The organism is Nocardia citri (genome assembly GCF_054065835.1).
Genome location: NZ_JBSUQM010000003.1, coordinates 1 through 18,290, shown reverse-complemented (window position 1 = coordinate 18,290; position 18,290 = coordinate 1). Strand labels below are relative to the sequence as shown.

General features: G+C 65.8%; 16 protein-coding genes. 8 read left to right on the top strand and 8 right to left on the bottom strand.

Annotation, left to right across the window (positions count from 1 at the left end; genetic code table 11):
• The first annotated feature begins 227 nt into the window (after positions 1-227).
• The gene (locus ACW2Q0_RS05950) at positions 228-1,469 is read left to right on the top strand and encodes a sigma factor-like helix-turn-helix DNA-binding protein (RefSeq protein ID WP_457186990.1); all 1,242 of its coding nucleotides are present in this window, start codon (positions 228-230) and stop codon (positions 1,467-1,469) included.
• Between the two features lie 7 nt (positions 1,470-1,476).
• Here ACW2Q0_RS05950 and ACW2Q0_RS05945 read toward each other — a convergent pair whose 3' ends face one another.
• Positions 1,477-2,460 carry a hypothetical protein gene (locus tag ACW2Q0_RS05945; RefSeq protein ID WP_457186988.1) on the bottom strand — a complete coding sequence of 328 codons (984 nt, stop codon included), beginning with the start codon at positions 2,458-2,460 and terminating at the stop codon, positions 1,477-1,479.
• Positions 2,461-2,874: 414 nt separating this feature from the next.
• Between ACW2Q0_RS05945 and ACW2Q0_RS05940 the strand changes: the two genes are divergently transcribed.
• Positions 2,875-4,047 (top strand): hypothetical protein, encoded by a 1,173-nt coding sequence (locus ACW2Q0_RS05940; RefSeq protein WP_457186986.1) that lies wholly within the window; start codon positions 2,875-2,877, stop codon positions 4,045-4,047.
• 5 nt (positions 4,048-4,052) lie between these two features.
• Here ACW2Q0_RS05940 and ACW2Q0_RS05935 read toward each other — a convergent pair whose 3' ends face one another.
• From ACW2Q0_RS05935 to ACW2Q0_RS05925, 3 genes are all read right to left on the bottom strand, one after another.
• Positions 4,053-4,997: a LysR family transcriptional regulator gene (locus ACW2Q0_RS05935; RefSeq protein WP_457186984.1), complete on the bottom strand. Its 945-nt coding sequence runs from the start codon at positions 4,995-4,997 to the stop codon at positions 4,053-4,055.
• A 78-nt stretch (positions 4,998-5,075) separates the two neighbouring features.
• The gene (locus ACW2Q0_RS05930; RefSeq protein WP_457186982.1) at positions 5,076-6,605 is read right to left on the bottom strand and encodes a flavin-containing monooxygenase; all 1,530 of its coding nucleotides are present in this window, start codon (positions 6,603-6,605) and stop codon (positions 5,076-5,078) included.
• A 418-nt stretch (positions 6,606-7,023) separates the two neighbouring features.
• Positions 7,024-8,253, bottom strand: a complete 1,230-nt coding sequence (locus ACW2Q0_RS05925; RefSeq protein ID WP_457186980.1) for a cytochrome P450 family protein — start codon at positions 8,251-8,253, stop codon at positions 7,024-7,026.
• A gap of 198 nt (positions 8,254-8,451) precedes the next feature.
• Between ACW2Q0_RS05925 and ACW2Q0_RS05920 the strand changes: the two genes are divergently transcribed.
• Both ACW2Q0_RS05920 and ACW2Q0_RS05915 read left to right on the top strand, forming a co-directional pair.
• Positions 8,452-9,678 (top strand): MFS transporter, encoded by a 1,227-nt coding sequence (locus ACW2Q0_RS05920; RefSeq protein WP_457186978.1) that lies wholly within the window; start codon positions 8,452-8,454, stop codon positions 9,676-9,678.
• Complete coding sequence (locus ACW2Q0_RS05915) at positions 9,675-10,214, top strand: GNAT family N-acetyltransferase (protein WP_457186976.1); 540 nt, start codon at positions 9,675-9,677, stop codon at positions 10,212-10,214. Before ACW2Q0_RS05920 ends, ACW2Q0_RS05915 begins: the two co-directional genes overlap by 4 nt.
• A 66-nt stretch (positions 10,215-10,280) precedes the next feature.
• Here the strand turns inward: ACW2Q0_RS05915 and zapE are convergent, their stop codons facing one another.
• Positions 10,281-11,297 (bottom strand): cell division protein ZapE, encoded by a 1,017-nt coding sequence (zapE, locus tag ACW2Q0_RS05910; RefSeq protein WP_457186974.1) that lies wholly within the window; start codon positions 11,295-11,297, stop codon positions 10,281-10,283.
• Positions 11,298-11,332: 35 nt separating this feature from the next.
• Between zapE and ACW2Q0_RS05905 the strand changes: the two genes are divergently transcribed.
• From ACW2Q0_RS05905 to msrB, 4 genes are all read left to right on the top strand, one after another.
• Positions 11,333-12,094: a pyrimidine reductase family protein gene (locus ACW2Q0_RS05905; protein WP_457186972.1), complete on the top strand. Its 762-nt coding sequence runs from the start codon at positions 11,333-11,335 to the stop codon at positions 12,092-12,094.
• Between the two features lie 32 nt (positions 12,095-12,126).
• On the top strand, positions 12,127-13,683 hold the full coding sequence (locus tag ACW2Q0_RS05900; protein ID WP_457186971.1) for an alpha/beta hydrolase: 1,557 nt from the start codon (positions 12,127-12,129) through the stop codon (positions 13,681-13,683).
• 191 nt (positions 13,684-13,874) lie between these two features.
• Positions 13,875-15,221, top strand: coding sequence for a glycosyltransferase family 87 protein (locus ACW2Q0_RS05895; RefSeq protein ID WP_457186969.1), 1,347 nt, complete (start codon positions 13,875-13,877; stop codon positions 15,219-15,221).
• Between the two features lie 47 nt (positions 15,222-15,268).
• Positions 15,269-15,712 carry a peptide-methionine (R)-S-oxide reductase MsrB gene (gene msrB, locus ACW2Q0_RS05890; protein ID WP_457186967.1) on the top strand — a complete coding sequence of 148 codons (444 nt, stop codon included), beginning with the start codon at positions 15,269-15,271 and terminating at the stop codon, positions 15,710-15,712.
• An 80-nt stretch (positions 15,713-15,792) separates the two neighbouring features.
• Here msrB and hemQ read toward each other — a convergent pair whose 3' ends face one another.
• The 3 genes from hemQ to ACW2Q0_RS05875 all read right to left on the bottom strand — a co-directional run.
• The gene (gene hemQ, locus ACW2Q0_RS05885; RefSeq protein WP_457186965.1) at positions 15,793-16,488 is read right to left on the bottom strand and encodes a hydrogen peroxide-dependent heme synthase; all 696 of its coding nucleotides are present in this window, start codon (positions 16,486-16,488) and stop codon (positions 15,793-15,795) included.
• A gap of 97 nt (positions 16,489-16,585) precedes the next feature.
• The gene (locus tag ACW2Q0_RS05880) at positions 16,586-17,824 is read right to left on the bottom strand and encodes a globin domain-containing protein (protein WP_457186963.1); all 1,239 of its coding nucleotides are present in this window, start codon (positions 17,822-17,824) and stop codon (positions 16,586-16,588) included.
• Positions 17,821-18,290: RrF2 family transcriptional regulator (locus ACW2Q0_RS05875; protein ID WP_457186961.1), on the bottom strand; the 470-nt coding region annotated here is incomplete at its 5' end. The genes ACW2Q0_RS05880 and ACW2Q0_RS05875, both read right to left, overlap by 4 nt.

The following is an 18,290-nucleotide window of genomic DNA, read 5'->3' as shown; positions in this document are numbered from 1 at the left end:
GTGCTTCGGCGAGTCGGTCGACGATTAAGGCGCGATGCGTTCGGCGTGAGCAAGGTCGGCCCGTCGCGATGGCACCCGTCCACGATCGCGCTGGCTCGGTGGATAAAACGCATTCCGCGATGCGTTCGGCGTTCGAGCCACAGCGACGTCGAGTCCGGCGGGGCGGGTGGGCACGATTCGGCGGTGCGAGACGGGTTGTCGGTGGTCGGCATTAGGCTTTGGCGCACATGTCGAGTGGAGCCGAGTCGTGGTCAGGGGTGCAGGTGACGGCAAGCGAGGCCGATGGGCGGGATCGGGTCGCTGCCGACGCCGATCCCGAGGTGGTGGACGATATCGCCGGGGATGTGTCGTTCGATCTGGAGGAGATCAACGAACTGCTGGGGGAATTGATCGAGATGCGGGGGGATCGTCAGCGGCGCGATGCCGAAATTGTGGGGTTTCGGCTCGGAGTCAGCGGGGAGGCGCCTGAGACGTTGGCGCGGATCGGCGCTCGATTCGATCTGTCGCGGGATCGGGTTCGACAGTTGCACACCCGGGCGGTAGCCCAGATTCTCCGGGAAGCGCAATTGACCGGCCATCGAGCGGCCGAGGTGTTCGGCGCGCGGTATCCGGTAGGGGCACGGGATCGGCAGTTGGTACGGGCGCTGCTGGTGGAGACCTATGCGACGGATACCGACCTGGCCGCCAATGAATTGGCTTATCTGAAGCTGCGGATCGCGGGACACGCGGGTGCGGATGCGAAGCGAGTCGCCGGATATGTCATGCAGCGGATCATGGCGTGGCAGAAAAAGACGAACCGGCGGTTGGCGAAACTGCACGAGCCGGTGGCGACTCGTGAGCTGAATTCCTGGCTGGATCAGGTCGATTGGCCCGCCGCGCCCGGCCCCGCTCCCCTGCCGATCGCCTCGGCGCGCACAGTCGACAGCGATGACGAAGGCCGCGGGCGCTTCTATCTCGACAAGGTCGGACGCGATATCGGATTCGATTCCGGTCTGGAGGCTCGACTGCTGCAGGCGGTGAATGCGAGCGATCTGGTCGAGACGTTCCAGGAGCAACCGTGTGCGGTCACCTTCGCAATAGACGGTACGGAGCGGATCTGCTACCCAACCATCGCCGCGCGGTTGGCCGATGGCCGCGTGGTACTGATCGATGTCGAACCGCTGGGACATGTCGGCTTCCACATCAACAGGATCAAGTCGGCGGCCGCTCGCGCCCATGCGCATGCCAACGGCTGGGGCTGGCTGGTGTGGACCGGCAGCAAGATCGGTATCCCAGATCTGTTGCGGCGTAAGGTAGCTGCGGACACCGGGAGTCGAATCGACGAGTTGCTCGAGCGCGGACCGGTGTATTGGTCGGCGCTACGGCAACTGCGCACGGAGGTCGAGCTGGATCTGCTCGACCTGATCGCGCTGGTACTGCGCAACGAATGGCGTTGGGACCGTGCGCCGTTCCGCTTGACCGGGAACTGAACGCGCCTCAGCGGACGAACATCGCCCCTGCGATGAATGTCACGATCAGCATCATCACGCAGTAGGTGATCAGCTGCCAGTGACCGATCGTCTTCTGCATGCTGACGATGGTGGCGCGCAGGCTGGCGTCGACACGGTGCTGATCGTCGAGCCTGCGCCTGACCTCGGCCAGCGAGTCCGCGCGTTCCTCTGCGGACTCCTCGGCGCGTTCCAGCCGGGTGGTGAGCTTCAGGATCTGTTTCTGCTTGTCCCGCAGGGATTTTCGGGACAGGGCCAGGGTGGTGCGTTGGTTGACCAACTCCTGGCGCTGCCGAGCGATGACGCCGGCCTGCGTCCTCGTGTGGTGTTCCCAGTCGGTCACGGTGGCCCATCCTCCTGTCGTTACATCGCGGTAGCCCCACGCGATTTCGCCACGCACCCAGCCGCACAGGAACTCGCGCAGTTCATAGGGTTCCCGGCGCGGCACCACGACCGCGCTGGCCGAGGCGTCCAACATGCCGTCCTCGGCCCGGTAATCGCAGGCGGGCGGCGCGAAGTCGGCGATGCCGAGCGCGGGCAGATGTCCGACCCAATAGCCCGGCGGGCACAGCCACAGCACGCCGTCACATCCGGAGGTACGCAGCCGCATCGTGTGGTGCTGTGCCGATTCCCGATCCAGCGGGCCGGTGCGGACCTCGATGGCGTAGCGCCGCTCGCCGCTGACCCAGAGCACGTCCACCGGGACGTCGCCCACCCGTCGGTCCACCTCGGCTACGTCCGCACCATAGGACGCGAGCCGACCACACAGCCAATATTTCAGCCGCTGGATATCCCATTGTGCGGCGGCACATTCCGGACATGTGCAGCCGTATCCCCCGGCCTCCAGCGTGCCGCCGACGGGTGTGCGGCCATCCGGCAGTCGGGTGTCCGCGATGCGACCGTCCGACAACCCCAATTCGGCGAGCATCGCCCGACGCCCGCACGCCCGCTCGACGCGCTGCTTCGTTCTCACACGACCTCACCCCTGCCCAAAACCACCGCAGGTCAGGTACGACCTACGCCATGAATCAAGAGTGCGTCAGCTTTCGCCCGCCCGCCAGCCCCCTTTACCCCGCGCTCGGGTGCGCCCACACCCCACAAACACACCTCGACCAGCCGATGTGTGGTGTCTCACAAGCGATTTCATTGCGACACGCGAGAGCATTGCCACAGTTATTCCGATGATTGATAGTTGCCGCCATTCCGGGGACACGGCCGGACCCGGACCGATGCCGGCGAGCCAGGGGGACGAAGGCCGCCGGGCAACCAGACGAAACATGCGCAGCGTGGACGCGGCAGGTACTCGAAACCGCGTTGACACCGATCGACAGCTAGAATCGGCCGGCCACGAGCGGAGTTTCGGGCAATACGGGGAAGAAGGTATTTGATGGACCACAACGAGCGGAGTGGCGAATCGATCGGCGCAATCTTGTCGAGTCTCGCGACGACTCTGCGCGAGGTCAGCGATAAGCTCGACGCGGTCGCCGCGCATGTGGACGACGACCGTAATCTCGCCGACCGCTTGGCCAAGTTGGAGGCGTGGGCTTTCCGTACCGGGGAGGATGTTTCCAAGATCGGGTCGCGGCTGGAACAGGTCGTCACCGTCGAGCCGGGTGACGAACCAGCCGAACTCGCGCCGCGGATCCGTTCAGCACCCGCTCCCGCGACCAGGGAACGGCGCGAACCGATTCCATCGCGTCGGGACCGCCTCGATGCCGTCAACGGGCGGGCCTACATCACAGGCGCGCACACCGCGACGGCGCGCAACGGTCTCCCGGATATCACGACTCCGCGGAGCGAAACGCCGATCGCTCGCAACAACCGCCCCGACACCACCGCAACCAACAACCGCCTCGAACCGACGATCGGTAGCAACGAGCGCGTCACTCCGACGACCAGCACCAACGGGCACCTAGCGACCACGTCGGGACGTCCGGACTCCCCGACCGGGCACAACGAGCGGCTCGAAACGCCCGAAGACACCGCGCCCCGCCCGGCACGGACCGAATTCAGCACGCCGATCATCCGCACCGAACACCTCGAACCCTTCGGCCCCGCAACACCCAACGACGCCCCGCCCCTCCCCTCACGGACGCCGCAGGCTGTGGTTCCACCGACCTACCGCGATCCGCTCGCGACGCCCGCCACACGCCCCGAACGGCTCGACTCGGCCACCCCCACCGAATCTGCCACGCCGACCTATACCAACTCACAATCCGCGACAACCGGCGACCGGCTCGAATATGGCTCGATCGGCGCCGGCAACGGCCGCCTGGAGCCAATCACCTCCTCACCTCGCAATGGCTCCGAATCCGCGACGCCGACAACCCGTCCCGACACCGGTATGACCGCGCCGCGCGCCGAGGACAACAGTGCATCGACTCCTGGCGCGCACCGTGCGGGCACCGGCGAGGACACCTCCCACGTCGACAAGCTGCAGGCCATGCTCGACGAACTCAAGCGCAACCCCAACGGCCCTTTCGGCCGCCCCGAACCGAGTTCCTCGGCCAATGAACTGCCCGGCGTAGACCCGACCTTCGCGATCCGCACCGAGGGCTGAGCAACTCACCGGACCGGCGAGTCCAGCCCGGTCAGGGTGTCGCGGATCAATCCACGAAGCCATCGGTGGCCGTTGTCGGCGGTGTTGCGGGGGTGCCAGGCCATGGCGATGGCGACTTCGGGAAGGGGCAGGGGGATTTCGAAGGCGCACAAGCCGAGTGCGGTGCGAGTTGTCGCGGTGAGCGCGGCGGGGACAGGGCAGATCAGGTCACCGTGGCGGACAGCCAGCAGGGCGCTGGTGAGGTCGGGGACGGTGGCCACAACGCGGCGAGTGCGGCCGTGCAGGGCAAGGCGGTCATCAATGGGGCCGCGCGCGCGGCCGCGGCGGGAGATGCCGAGGTGGGCGGCCGCGGCGAACCGCGCCACCGTCACACGATCGGTGAGCAGCGGATGTCCGGGTGCGGCAGCGCCGATTACGCGGTCGCGCAGTACACGTTGCACAGTGGTCTCGGGATCGGTGTGCTCGATGATGCCGACCTCGATATCGACGCGGCCGTCGCGCAGCGCTGCGGTGCTCTCGTCGCGGTCCGCAAGCAGGTGCAATGTCACACCGGGCGCCTGCACGCGGACGGCGGCCAGCAGCGGCGTCGCCAATTCGCCGAGGACCGTATCGCCGACCTGCACCGCGAAATCGCGCTTCAGTGTGGTCGGGTCGAGTGCGCCGTGCGGGGTGAGCAGTGCCCGGCCGCGCTCCACCAGAACGCGTACCTCGTAACGCAATTCGAGCGCGCGCGGCGTCGGCACCAGATTGCGGCCTGCGCGCACCAGTAATGGATCGCCGAGCAGCAGACGCAGCCGGGCCAGTGTCCGGCTCATCGCGGGTGCCGAGGTGTGCAGCCGGTCGGCGGCCTGGGTGACGCTGTTGGTCTCCAGCAGCGCATCCAGAGCAACCAGCAGATTCATATCCAGTGCATCCACATCTGGATTATCCAGAATGAAATAACTGGTCACCAACATTGCATTGGCGATAATCCGCGCGAGCTTCCGCAACGCCCCCAGCCAACCCGGGGTGCATTGCGGGCAATCGACCTACGGCGTGCGCTGTTCGGCGGAGACCGGCGGGGGCGCTACTGTCTTCGGCGGCGCCGTCACCACCGGCCCGTTCGACCGCTCCGCGAGCCCACGATACGAAGACGGCTTGACCGTCCGGAACCATTGCGCCGCACGGGTTCTGCGCGGCAGCCGGAATTTCAGGTCGGCCAGCATCTCATCGATATTGTGGATCGAGAACGGGGTGATGGCCCCGCCGTGCGCGTGATGGCCGCCCGTACGTTCGGCCATCCAGCGCAGCCGCTCATCGACGTGCGTAGTCATCTCCTCCTCCGTAGGCAGAGCGAGATGGCCGCGCAGCAGTGCGGCTGTCCAATGCGCGCCGATCTCCGCGCTGAGCGTGCTGATGACCGAGGAGTTGTACCCGGCGAAGCTCAGATTCGGCACGCCGATCGGCAGGATCTGCCGGTACAGGCGGAAGTTACCGTCGTCGTCGGTGAGCTGACGCTGTACATACGGGGTCAGGAACGGGACCCGCTGATGGAATCCGGTAGCGCAGATGATTATGTCGGCCTGCAGGACCGTACCGTTGGACAATCGCACCTGGTTCTCGGCCAGCTCGGTGATGGTGCTGTCGCGATGCACCGCGATCAGTCCCATCCCCACGCGCTCGAAGAAATCCTCGGTGACCAGGCTGACCGTGCTCTGCGCGATGTCCTCGAAGCGCCCCTGCGGCACGAGACCCAGCTCGCGCAGATACGACTTCTTGATGGCGAGTTCTTGGATTACATCGAGGTTGCTGTCACGGAAGCTGCGTCCGGAACCATGCAGGAACCGCTCGATCCGCCCGAGCTCCTGATAGCGGAAGTGCGACTCCCCCAGCCTGGTCAGCATCAGCCGCTCGTAGTCGACCAGCCCGCGTGCCAACTTGCGCGGCATCTTCCACAGCAATCTGCGGGCAACCACACTGGTCGAGGCCGCGACATGACTGACCGCCTCGGCGATATCGCAGGCCGACCTGCCGTAGCCGACCACCACGACCGATTTACCGCGCGCCCATTCGACATCCAGGAACTCCGAGGCGTGCCCGATCTGCCCCCCCGACTGCCGGTACCGGTCGACGCCGCGAAAGTCGGGCACCGCGGGCTCATTGAATATTCCGTTGGCGATGACGAGATGGTCGCAGGAGGTGCGATGGATGCCGGCGTGGTCGCGGATCTCCAGCAACCAGCCGCTGTCCACCGGATCGGCCGCGACCACCTCGGTGTCGAGGCGCAGGCTCTCGCCGAAGCCGAAGTGCCGCACGTATCCGTCGAGGTACTGCTGTATCTGCTGTCCGTCGGGCACGCGCGGGTAGTCGTCGGGCATCGGGAAGTCGGAAAAGTGATACGTGTACTTGCTGTTTTGTGCGCGCAGGCCAGGATACCGGCGCGTCGCACTCCACACTCCGCCGACGTCCGGGGTCCGATCGAATACCTCGACCGGAAATCCCTCTTGACGCAACACCTTCGCGCAGGCGAGGCCTGCGATGCCCGCACCTACGATCGCGACGCGGTTCCCGCTCGTCATGGCACGGAGATTACGTCGCTCGCACGGATGCGGCAAAGCCTCGGTGCGACTTCACGAGGTTGACCGGGGGAAGACTACAATCCTGGCCTTGTCCTGCGGCACCATGGTGATATTGCGCACTCGTCCACGTTCGAGTTTCCTGCCCTCAGGCGGGGCGAGGGTTTAGCGGGACACGATCTCGCGCAGCACGGCCGTGACCTCCATCAGCGAGAATCCGGCGCCGATACCGGCGTCAACCCTGCCGTCGAAGGACAGCCCCGTATTCGGTTCGACCTCGCCGTCGAGCCAGCGCGACGGACGGAAGGTTCAGCGTTACGCCTGGTTCTCTACACTGTTGCATGGGTTCCCGGCGCGGCGGCAGGCCATGCGACACAACGCCTGATCAGGGGCCCGGCCCAAGCGCGGCGCACGCGGGAACTCAACGCAGCGCGGGCGCCCCGGCCAATTCGACCGGCAGATCGTGCAACCCCCGGATGAGCATGCTCTCCCGCCAACGCAATTCCCCACCGTCGACCGCCAAGCGCAGATCCGGATACTGCGCGACCAACCTCGTGATCGCGATGCGCGCCTCCAGCCGGGCCAGTCCCGCGCCGAGGCAGTAGTGGATGCCGTGACCGAAGGCCAAGTGGCCGGCGGTGCAGCGCTGCGGGTCGAATTCCGCCGCGTCACCGAAGTGCCGTTCGTCGTGGTTGGCCGAACCCAGTGCGACGAGCACCAGTTCACCCGCGGGAATCTCGACGCCGCCGAGGGCGATCGGTTCGGCGGTGTAGCGCAGGGTCGCGACGTTCACCGGGCCGTCGTAGCGCAGCATCTCCTCGATCAGGGCGGGCACATCCTCCGTTTTGCCGTGCAGCGCACGGTAGCGCGCCGGATCCGAGAGCAGTGTGAGCACGGTATTGCCGATCAGATTGACCGTGGTCTCGTGACCGGCGACGAGGATGAGGAACACCATCGAGATCAGCTCGTCATCGGTGAGCCGATCGCCGTCGGCATTGGCGGCGATCAAGTCCGAGACGAGATCCGCCCCCAGCCCCTCGGCCCGCCGTCGGTTGATCAACTGCTCGAAGTAGTCGGCGATGGCATCGGTCGCGTGCCGGATCTCCTCGACCGTCGAGGTCGACAGCTCGACGACGATGCGCGACCACTCACGGAAATCCGCGCGATCGGACACCGGCACCCCGAGCAGTTCACAGATAACGGTGATGGGCAGCGGAAATGCGTACTCCGACAACAGATCCACGCGATCCGCACCCGCCGCGGCGATCCGGTCGAGGAGTTCGTCCGCGATCGCCAGCACACGTGGGGCCAGCGCCTCGATCCGAGCGGGCGCGAAAGCGGGCGTCACCAGACGACGCAAGCGAGCGTGCCCGGGCGGATCGGTATTCAACAGGTGGTAGCTGATGCGGGTATTCACCGCGCCGACGCCGGTGTCATCGGTGACCAGGCCACGGGCCTTGCGGCTGGCGTCGGTGCGCGGGTCCTTGCGGATGGCCGGATGGCGCAGCACCTCGCGCGCGACATCCAGGTCCACGACCAGCCAGGCACGGACGCCGGTACTCAACTCGACCGGGTGGACCGGGCCGTCGGCGCGTAGCTGTTCGTAGAAGGCATACGGTGCGTGAAAGAAGTCCTGCGGCAGCTTTCTCATTCGACGACCCTTCCCCGTTCGCGAGTTGTTTTGCGCCCCTTCGATAGTGGCACGCATCACTCGCGTCGACCACCCGCGCGCCGACCGTCGGACTCGAATCCGAGCAACAGACGACGGTCGTGCGCACCGCGTCCGACGAAAGGATGACCGCGGCCGTTTCGCCGGGCACGGCACCGACCGCGGCGATACTCTCCCCAGATGGGACCGATTTCTCCCGTCCTGCGCGGAGCTCGGATCGCGAATTCGTTCGCCTTCGGGTTGCAGGGCTTTTTCTTCGCGGCGGTGCTCACCCAACTGCCCCAGCAGAAGGATCGCTTCGGCTTGTCCGACGGCCTGATCGCGGGTTCGGTGGTGCTGGTTTCGATCCTCGCCAGCGTCGGCAGCGTGGCTGCCGAGTGGGTGGCCACGCGCCGGTCGAGCCGGGTCACGGTACGGATCGGGCTACTGGGCATCACGATCACCGGATGCGCCATCGCGCTGGCCCCCGATATCCCGGTGCTGTTGATCGCCGTCGGGTGCTACGGAGTAGCGGTCGGCATCGTCGATGCGAGCACGAATATGCAGGGCGTATTCATTCAGCGCGGGTACCGAACATTCATCCTGTCCTCGTTCTACGCGGCGTGGAGTGCCGGATCAATCCTCGGTGCAGTGTTCGTATCCGCCTGCGAGGCAGTCGATATCACACTGCGCGAATCGCTGTTGACGGCGGCGGGGACGGTTCTCGTCGTCGGGTTGGTGCTCGGCCCACGCCTGCTCGGCACCGCGGCGGCCGAATCCGGCCCTGCGGAGGTGCCCGACAGCGATTCCGGAGTATCCGGAATGGTTCCGCTGCGCATGTACCTCGCCTTCGGTATCGCGGCCTCACTCGTTTTCGCCATCGATCTCGCCGTGAGCAACTGGTCGGCGCTGTATCTGAAGGAGGATCTGCTCGCCAGTTCGTCCACCGCGGCATTGGCGTTGGCGGTCTATCAGTGCGCGTCGCTGGCCGCGCGGCTGAGCGGCGATCTATGGGTGCGCCGGCTCGGCGGACGGCGGGTGGTGCGCATCGCGGGAGCGATCGGTGTGCTCGGACTGGCCGTCGCAGTGATCGCGCCCGGACCTGCGGTCGCGATCGTCGGCTTCCTGATCGGCGGTTTCGGCACCGGCGTTGTCGCACCGCTGTGCTTCAGCGAGGCCGGACAGCTGACCAGCGCACGACAACTCGACGCACTCATCGCGCGCCTGAATCTGTTCAACTACGCGGGCACCCTCGTCGGCGGCGGGCTGGTCGGCGCGATCGCCGCCGGCTTCGGTCATCGAATCGGCTTCGTGATCCCGGTCCTGTTCATGGCAGTCGTTATCGGACTCGCACGTGCATTCCATTCCCGATCCGAACCGGATGAACTTTCCGGTTCGATCGAAGGCCATGCTGTACTGGACACATGAGCGACATCCCAGTCACCGTCGGCCGAGCCGGATTATGGGACGCCGAGGCCCTCAGTGCCGTTGCGGCCGTGACCTTTCCGCTCGCGTGTCCGCCGCACGCCACTGCCGACGATATCGAGATCTTCCTTGCCGAGGTGCTCTCCGGTGAACGCTTCGGCGAGTATCTGACCGACCCCGCCCGAATCGTGCTCAAGGCGGTGACGAACGGCGATATCGTCGGCTACGCGATGTTGCACTTCGGGGATCCCGCCGATCCCGAGGTCGCCCAGGCCGTCGACCTGCGGCCGACCGTCGAGATCAGCAAGATGTACGTGCTGCCCGGCCACCATGGCGCAGGCGTATCGAAGGCGCTGATGAACGCGTCACTGGAACAGGCCCGCGAGGAGGCCGTTGCCGGGCTGTGGCTCGGGGTCAACCAGGAGAATGAGCGCGCCCAGCGGTTCTATCTCAAGCATGGGTTCGAGCGGGTCGGCACGAAGACCTTCACCGTCGGCAGCCAGTTGCATCACGATTTCGTGATGCGGCGGTTGCTGTGACCGGATCAGGCCACTGCTTTGATCATCGACGTGAGCGATTGATCCGAACTCAGCGACGGCGATCCACTACGCCGCCACCTCGAAACGCGACAGCGCCAGCAGACGCGAAATCGCGCGCAGGTACTTCTTGCGGTACCCACCGTCGAGCATTTCCTTGGTGAAGATCTCGTCCAGCTTCGCACCCGAAACCGTCACCGGAACACTCGCGTCGTACAGCCGGTCGGCCAGTACGACGATCCGCAGCGCGACCGCCTGATCGGTGACCGGATGCACATTCGAAACGAATACCGCCGACACCCCGGAGATCAGCGCGCCGTACTTCGACGGGTGCAGTGTGCTCAGATGCATCAGCAGCGCGTCGAATTCGTCGAGCGTGGAACCCGGTGTGGCAGCGGCCCGTTCGGCGAGCAGCTCCGGCGAGGTGGGTTCCGGCGCGGGCGGCAGATCACGATGGCGGTAGTCCGGGCCGTCGACCCGCACGGCATCGAAGATCGAACCGAGCTTCTTGATCTCGCGCAGGAAGTCCTGGGCGGCGAAGCGCCCCTCGCCCAGCTGGCCGGGCAGGGTGTTGGAGGTCGCGGCGATGCAGACGCCGCGCGCCGACAGCTCGGTCAGCAGCCGCGAGACCAGCATGGTGTCGCCGGGATCGTCGAGTTCGAACTCGTCGATGCACAGCACGCTGTTCGCCGCGAGCCGGTCGAGGGCCTTGTTGAAGCCGAGTGCGCCAACGAGATTGGTGAGTTCACCGAAGGTGCCGAAGGATTTCGGCGTGGGCGCGCTGTGGAAGATGGAGGCCAGCAGGTGGGTCTTGCCGACACCGAAGCCGCCGTCGAGGTAGAGCCCGGCGCCACTGACCGGTTTCTTCTTACCGAACAGGCTCTTCTTGTTCACCGCCTGACGGATCTTGGCGACCTGACCGGCGAAATCCTCGGTGTTGTGGACCGCGGCCGATTGGGTCGGCTCCTTGGGGTCGGGAATGTAGGAGGCGAAACTGACCTCGTCGAACATGGGCGGTGGCACCATCTGGGCGACCAACTGGTCCGCCGGAACGTCCGGATGGCGATCGACAAGGCGTTCGTGCATGCTGGAAGCCTAATGACGTGGTGTGATCTTTCTTCATGCAGCGTATCCACAATGCGATCCAGCTCACAGGGCTGAGCCGAGACGAGCTCGCCGACCTGTACGCCTACCCCGTCGAACTCCAGCGTCCTTGGATCCGCGCCAATTTCGTCTCCAGTATCGACGGCTCCGCCACCAGCGGCACTGCCTCCGAAGGCCTCGGCACCCCGGCCGATAAAACCGTCTTCATGCTGTTGCGCGAATTGGCCGATGTGATCGTGGTCGGCGCGGGCACCGCGCGAGCAGAGAACTACGGTGGCGCCGGGACGGACCCGGTCTTCCGACGCGCCCTGTACGACCGCGGCATCGGTGGACATCGCGACGGCGCACCGCCACCGATCGCCGTGGTCACCGCGAGCGCTGCGCTGGAGCCGGGCGCGCGGCTGTTCACCGAAACCAAGGTGCCGACGCTGATCATCACGACCAGCACCGCGCCGGAGGATCGCAAACGGCAACTCGCCGACGCCGGGGCGCACGTGATCGAGGCGGGCGGGATCGCGATCACCCCGCAGGGCCTGCTCAACACACTCACCGAACTCGGACTGCGGCGCGTCTTGTGCGAGGGCGGTCCGCATCTGTTCGGTGAACTGCTCGAGGCGAATGCGGTCGACGAACTGTGCCTCACCACGGCGCCGTTCCTGATCGGCGGTACCGCCCGCCGAATCTCGCTGTCCGCACACGAGTTCCGGGTGCCGATGGTGCGCAGGCATATCCTGCTCGACGAGGACGGAACCGTACTGACCCGTTGGACCCGTTCATGAACACACCGCGCGAACCTGGCAGGCTGTAGCGCATGCGCTGGACTCGGGCCGTCGTGCTGGCATCGACACTCTCGATCATGATCGCCGGATGCGGTGCGGGACCTTCCGATCGCCCCGGCGTCGCCGTCGAGCGCGCGCCGCAGGGCGGGGCGGCTCCGCACCCGACCACAGTCGTCGCGCCGCCGCCGGATGCCGATGTCCCCAAAACCGATCTGGCCTGGCGCGATTGCACCGCATCGACGCTGGATTCGCTCGGCCTCGGCCCCACGCCGTCGGGCCTGGTCCTGGACTGCGCCGAGTACACCACACCGATCGATTCGACCGGCGGTGTGCTCGGCAACTTCCGTACCGGCGCCATGCGAGCACGGATGCCGCAGACCCCGACCAATGTCGCGCCGCTGGTCATCACCTCCGGCTCGGACCGCTCCTCGACCGCGACACTGGCCGGACTCGCCGTCGGCGCGGGCAATGGGCTGCTGACCGGCCGCCCGATCGTCGCCGTGGACCGGCGCGGCCTCGGTACCTCGCAACCGATCGACTGCATGACAGTCGAGGCCCGCCGCGGCCTGGCCGATAACGGGCAATTCGGGCCGAGCGCAAGCAATCCCGTCGAAGCGGTGACCGGATACAGTCAGGACGCCACCATCGCCTGCCGCGACTTCCTGCAGCCGTATGAGGGCACCTTCGACGCACCGCACGCCGCCGATGACATCGAACAGTTGCGCAGGCAGTGGCAGGTCGATCGGATCGATCTACTCGGTTCGGGCAATGGTGCGAAGGTCGCGCTCAGCTATGCGCGAAAGTTCGGCGACCACCTCGCGCGACTGGTGCTGGACTCACCGGAGGCCGTCGGCGCCGATGCCGTCACCCGCACCGAACAGCGCGTCCAGGGCGCGGAGGCGGCGGTCACCGCGTTCGCCCAGCGCTGTACGGGAATCGGCTGCTCACTCGGTGCCGATCCGCGTGCTGCGATCATCGATCTGGTGCGCAAGGCGAGTAGCGGCGGACTCGGTGATATCTCCGCGAATGCGCTGTTGACCGGGTTGTCGGGCTTCCTCGCCGGTCCGCGAGATCAATCCGGGCATATCGCCGAACTCGCCGACGCGCTCTCCGCCGCCGGACGCGGCGATCGCGGCCCGCTCGGGGCGCTGATCCAGCGGGAATCCGCCGCCACCGCGACCGACGGACAGTTCGTCAACCGCTGCACCGATAACCAGCTGCCGCCGAGCCCCGGCAAGGCCAAGGAGCTCACCGACACCTGGGGCACCAAATATCCGGTCTTCGGCAGGTCGGCCGCGATCGGGATGATGGCGTGTGTCGCCTGGCCGGTCAGTGCCGCACCGCCGCTGCCGGAGAAGCTGGACCTGCCGGTTCTCGTCCTCGGTGGGGTCGCGGATCCGCTGGTCGGCGATGGCGGTCAAGCCTCGGTGACGGGTGCGCTCGGCGCCGCCGGCGCGCGCAAGGCAGCTATCGCCTGGCAGGGTTGGGGGCACCCGGTTTTCGCTCATTCCGGTTGTGCGCAACGGGCTCTCACCGACTACCTGAAGGACGCCAAGCTGCCTGCTGATGGGACGGCGTGCCCGGCATGAGCGAGCGGATCGAACGTGTAGCCCCTTCAGGGGAGTGACGGAGCCGAGCGCTGGCGGGACGCAGTCACGTGGGCGAGCGAAGCGCGCGCATCACAAGGCACCGCCCCTTCGGGCGCAGTCATTCCCCCGACTTCGGCGTGCCGAGGAGGTCCCGGCAAACGTCGCATGCGGATCCGGTGTACCGTGCCCCAGTGTTACTTCGACAGCTCGAGCCTCGCACCGCTCGCACCACCGCCGAGGTGATCAAGTTCGCACTGTGGCCCCTCGCGGTCATGACTGTGCTCAATCGGGTCTTCATCAAGGCAGTCAACGGGTTCATCACCGATGACTTCAAACCTGTCTACAACGCCTCGCTGGCCTTCCTCAACCACCGGCCGGTCTACACCGCGAACTACGATCTGGTGGATCCGCACTACCTGTATCCGCCGAGTGGCACCCTGCTGATCGCGCCGCTGGCGTTGATCGACCCGGAGAAATCGCGCTGGTGCTTCATCCTGTTGAACGCCGGCGCCATCATCTTGGCCTGGTATCTGCTGCTCAAGCTGTTCAAGTTCACCCTGTCCTCGATGGCGGCGCCGATCCTGCTGCTGGCCATGTTCAGCTCCGAAACCGTCATCAACACACTGGTTTTCACCAATGTGAACGGCTGCGTGCTGCTGGCCGAGGTGGTCTTCATAATGCTGCTGCTCGCGCGGCGGGATCTGTGGGCCGGTGCGATATTGGGCTTGAGCATCGCGGTGAAACCGACGCTCGCACCCCTGGTCTTGATCGCCGCGGCCCGTGGGCAGTGGAAGGTCTTCTACACCGCCATCGGCGTGCCACTAGCGCTGACCGCGATCGCCTGGCCGCTATCGGCCGATCCGGACAAATTCTTCACCAGGACCGCACGCTACCTCGCCGACCCACGCGACTACTTCAACAGCGCGATCGTCGGCAATGCCGCGTACTACGGGTTGCCGCTGTGGCTGACCTGGGGCATCCGCATTCTGATGGGTGTTGTGGTGCTGATCTCGCTGTGGCTGCTGTACCGCTTCTACCGCGACGATGAGCTGTTCTTCGTGGCCACCGCCTCCGGTGTGCTGATGACCGCGGAGTTTCTGCTCAACTCGCTCGGGCAGATGTACTACTCGATGATGCTGTTCCCGCTGCTGATGACGGTGGTGCTGCGCAATTCGGTGATGCGGAACTGGCCCGCGTGGCTGGCAGTCTTCGGATTCATGTCCTACGATAAGTGGCTCTCGGACCGGTGGCAGGGCCTCGGGCGCAATCTGGAGTATCTGCGGATCACCTTCGGTTGGGGTCTGCTGCTGATCGTTATCGCCTGCGTGCTCGGCGATCGGTATCTGGCGGCGCGACGGGAAGGCCGGCTGCAGCTCGGTATCGATCCGGAGTGGATGCGCTCGGCGCCGGATCCGCGCGATGCCGCAGCGGACGCACCGCGGGTGGTCGAGCCGAAGACGGCCTACGAAAGCATTCACGACGACGCGACGAACGGCAACGAATTGCGGGACGAACCGACGGCGAGTGCGATCAAGTAGCGACGGCACATTCGACGCGGACGTCGAAAACCTATTAGCGTGGAGCAATGAGTTCTGACGCCGACACGTCTCTACCCGCGCCCCGGATTCAGCTGACCCCACAGGAGTGGAAGGCCAAGCTGAATCCGGAGGAATACGCGGTGCTACGACAGGCCGCGACCGAACGTCCGTTCACCGGCGAATACACCGACACCAAGACCGAAGGTGTCTACGTCTGCCGGGCGTGTGGGGCCGAATTGTTCCGCAGCACCGAGAAATTCGATTCGCATTGCGGTTGGCCGTCTTTCTTCGACCCGGCGAAGTCGGAGGCGGTCATTCTGCGCTCCGACGACACCCTCGGCATGCATCGGGTCGAAGTGCTGTGCGCGAACTGCCACAGCCACCTAGGCCACGTCTTCGAGGGCGAGGGATACAACACGCCCACCGATAAGCGCTACTGCATCAACTCGATCGCCCTGCAACTGCACCCCTTGGGCAGCGCACCGGAGTAGAACAACAGCGCCACCGAAGGAAAGATACGGACTTGTTGCGCATGCCCCGAAAAACCGGGGCATGCGCCGGCGGTCCGTGATCAGGGCAGCGTGGCGATGAGTTTCTCGATCTCGACGCGGGGGCCGGTGAAGAAGGGGACCTCTTCGCGGACGTGCAGTCGGGCCTCGGTGGCGCGTAGGTCGCGCATGAGATCAACGATCCGATGCAGTTCCGGGGCCTCGAAGGCGAGGATCCATTCGTAGTCGCCGAGAGCGAAGGCGCTGACGGTGTTGGCGCGCACATCCGGGTAGCCGCGCGCGGCCTTGCCGTGGTCGGCGAGCATCTTGCGGCGCTCGTCGTCGGGGAGCAGATACCACTCGTAGGAGCGCACGAACGGGTAGACGCAGATGTAGTTGCCCGGATCCTCACCGGCCAGAAACGCCGGAATGTGGCTCTTGTTGAATTCGGCGGGCCGATGCAGGGCCACATTGCTCCAGACCGGCGCGCTGGCCCGGCCCAATTCGGTGGTGCGCCGGAAATCCGCGTACGCCGACTGCAGATCCTCGACCCGCTCGGCATGCGACCAGATCATGAAGTCGGCATCGGCGCGCATCCCCGCGACGTCGTAGATGCCGCGTACCACGACATCACGCTCGCCGAGCCCATCGAAGAACGCCCGCGCCTCCTTGATGGCGGCCTCGCGGTCGTCCCCCAGCACCCCCGGCTGCACCTGGAACACCGAGAACATCAGGTAGCGGATGGTGGAATTGAGTGCTTGATAGTCGAGTCGCGCCATGATTCCTATCCTGCCACTGCGGTTGATCGGGAGCTCCGCGCGGGCCGTCCCGACGCGGGTGCTCGCGCCGCGGTTTCCGGCGCGAGCCGATTGCGTGTTACATCGGGCAGAGGTCGAGCCGCCAGTCGGTCGGGGTGAACTGCTCGATGTGGATGCGTTCCTCGGGCACACCGACGTCGAGCACCTGGGTGCGCACCGACTCCAGGAATCCGGGGCCGCCGCAAATGTAGATATCGGCGTCAGTCGGCAGGTCCACCAGTGACAGGTCGAGCAGCCCGTGATGGGCGCCCTCGGCGTCCTGCTCATACCACAGCTCCACCGTGGTGTCGCGCAGCCGGGTGCCGAGCTCGCGCAGGCGCGCCCGCAACGGATGCGTCTGCGGGGAACGGTCGGCGTGCAGCACAACGGTGCGTCGGTCCGGGCTGTTGACGGCGAGGTGTTCGAGAATTCCGATCATCGGTGTCGCGCCGATACCGCCCGAGATCAGCACCAGCGGGGTGGTAGCCGCAGTGTCGACGACGATATCGCCGAACGGGAGACCCACCTCCAGTGCGTCGCCGGGCCGCACGGTCTGATGCAACCATGACGAGACCTCGCCCGCCGGGCAGCCATCCCCGGCATCGATCCGTTTCACTGCGAATGACAGCATGCCCTCGCCCGGCGCATTCACCAAGCTGTACTGACGCAACTGCCTGGCGCCGTCAGGTAGCCGCACGCCGACCGAAATGTATTGGCCCGGGAGAAAACTCGGCAACAGAGCAGACGGATCAGCGGATTCGACAGTGAAGACCGCGACACCGGACGACGATTCATCTGCGCGATCGACAACGGTGACCTCCCGGAACACATCGCCCGGCCCGACCCCGGCCGCCACGTACAGCTGCTTCTCCAGGTCGATCAATGTGTCGGCCATCAGCCAATAGACGCGATCCCAGGCCGCCGCTACCGGTGCGGTGACGACATCCGCGCCGAGCACCTCCACGATCGCGGCGAACAGGTTGTCGTGCACGATGTGGTACTGCTCGGCGGTGACGCCCAGCGAGGCGTGCTTATGGCCGATACGCGCGAGCATAGCGGCCGGATGTGGGAGTTGTGGTTCGACCAGGTACGTCGCGAAGGTCGCGATGGACGCGGCCAAGGCCCGAGGCTGGGCGCCTTGCGCCTGGTTGCCGCGATTGAACAGGTCGCGGATCAGTTCCGGATGGTTGCCGAACAGCGTTCGATAGAACACCGTGGTGATCGCATCCACCTGTGCGCCGACCAAAGGCAATGTGGCGCGGATGATTTCGGCGTGATGTGCTTCGAGTTCCGGTTCGCTACGGACCGTGCTGTTCATGACAACTCCTTATTCATAGAACCGCCCGCCGCAGATGTGGCGAGCAGACGCAGCAATCCGGCCGTCGGCGCGTCGACGAGTTCGTCGAGGGTGTACCGATCCAATTCCCGGTAGAACGCCTCCTTAGCCTCAGCCAGCGCCCGACGTAACCGGCAACCGCCCACCAGCGGACACGGATGGTCGCCTTCGCAGACGACCACCTCCCGATCACCCTCCAGTTCGCGGATCAACCACCCGATCGAGACCGAGCGCCCGGCCTCGGTGAGAAACAGTCCTCCCGAGCGACCGCGCTGTGCCTGCACCAGGCCGAGTTCGATCAGTCGAGAAACCGCCTTGGCCACATGGTGTTCGGAAGCATTCACTTGTCGCGCGATGAGCCGTGTCGTCACCCGGCCGTCGGCCTCCTCACTCACCGCCAACCGCATGATGGCCCGCAAGCCGATATCGGTGAACCGTGAGAGCTGCA

Excerpts from the sequence above, each read along its gene's own strand:
- ACW2Q0_RS05905 (WP_457186972.1), top strand. The coding sequence starts at position 11,333 with ATGCAGCGTATCCACAATGCGATCCAGCTCACAGGGCTGAGCCGAGAC.
- hemQ (WP_457186965.1), bottom strand. The coding sequence starts at position 16,488 with ATGGCGCGACTCGACTATCAAGCACTCAATTCCACCATCCGCTACCTG.
- ACW2Q0_RS05930 (WP_457186982.1), bottom strand. The coding sequence starts at position 6,605 with ATGACGAGCGGGAACCGCGTCGCGATCGTAGGTGCGGGCATCGCAGGC.
- msrB (WP_457186967.1), top strand. The coding sequence starts at position 15,269 with ATGAGTTCTGACGCCGACACGTCTCTACCCGCGCCCCGGATTCAGCTG.
- zapE (WP_457186974.1), bottom strand. The coding sequence starts at position 11,297 with ATGCACGAACGCCTTGTCGATCGCCATCCGGACGTTCCGGCGGACCAG.
- ACW2Q0_RS05940 (WP_457186986.1), top strand. The coding sequence starts at position 2,875 with ATGGACCACAACGAGCGGAGTGGCGAATCGATCGGCGCAATCTTGTCG.
- ACW2Q0_RS05950 (WP_457186990.1), top strand. The coding sequence starts at position 228 with ATGTCGAGTGGAGCCGAGTCGTGGTCAGGGGTGCAGGTGACGGCAAGC.
- ACW2Q0_RS05925 (WP_457186980.1), bottom strand. The coding sequence starts at position 8,253 with ATGAGAAAGCTGCCGCAGGACTTCTTTCACGCACCGTATGCCTTCTAC.
- ACW2Q0_RS05900 (WP_457186971.1), top strand. The coding sequence starts at position 12,127 with ATGCGCTGGACTCGGGCCGTCGTGCTGGCATCGACACTCTCGATCATG.
- ACW2Q0_RS05880 (WP_457186963.1), bottom strand. The coding sequence starts at position 17,824 with ATGAACAGCACGGTCCGTAGCGAACCGGAACTCGAAGCACATCACGCC.
- ACW2Q0_RS05920 (WP_457186978.1), top strand. The coding sequence starts at position 8,452 with ATGGGACCGATTTCTCCCGTCCTGCGCGGAGCTCGGATCGCGAATTCG.
- ACW2Q0_RS05915 (WP_457186976.1), top strand. The coding sequence starts at position 9,675 with ATGAGCGACATCCCAGTCACCGTCGGCCGAGCCGGATTATGGGACGCC.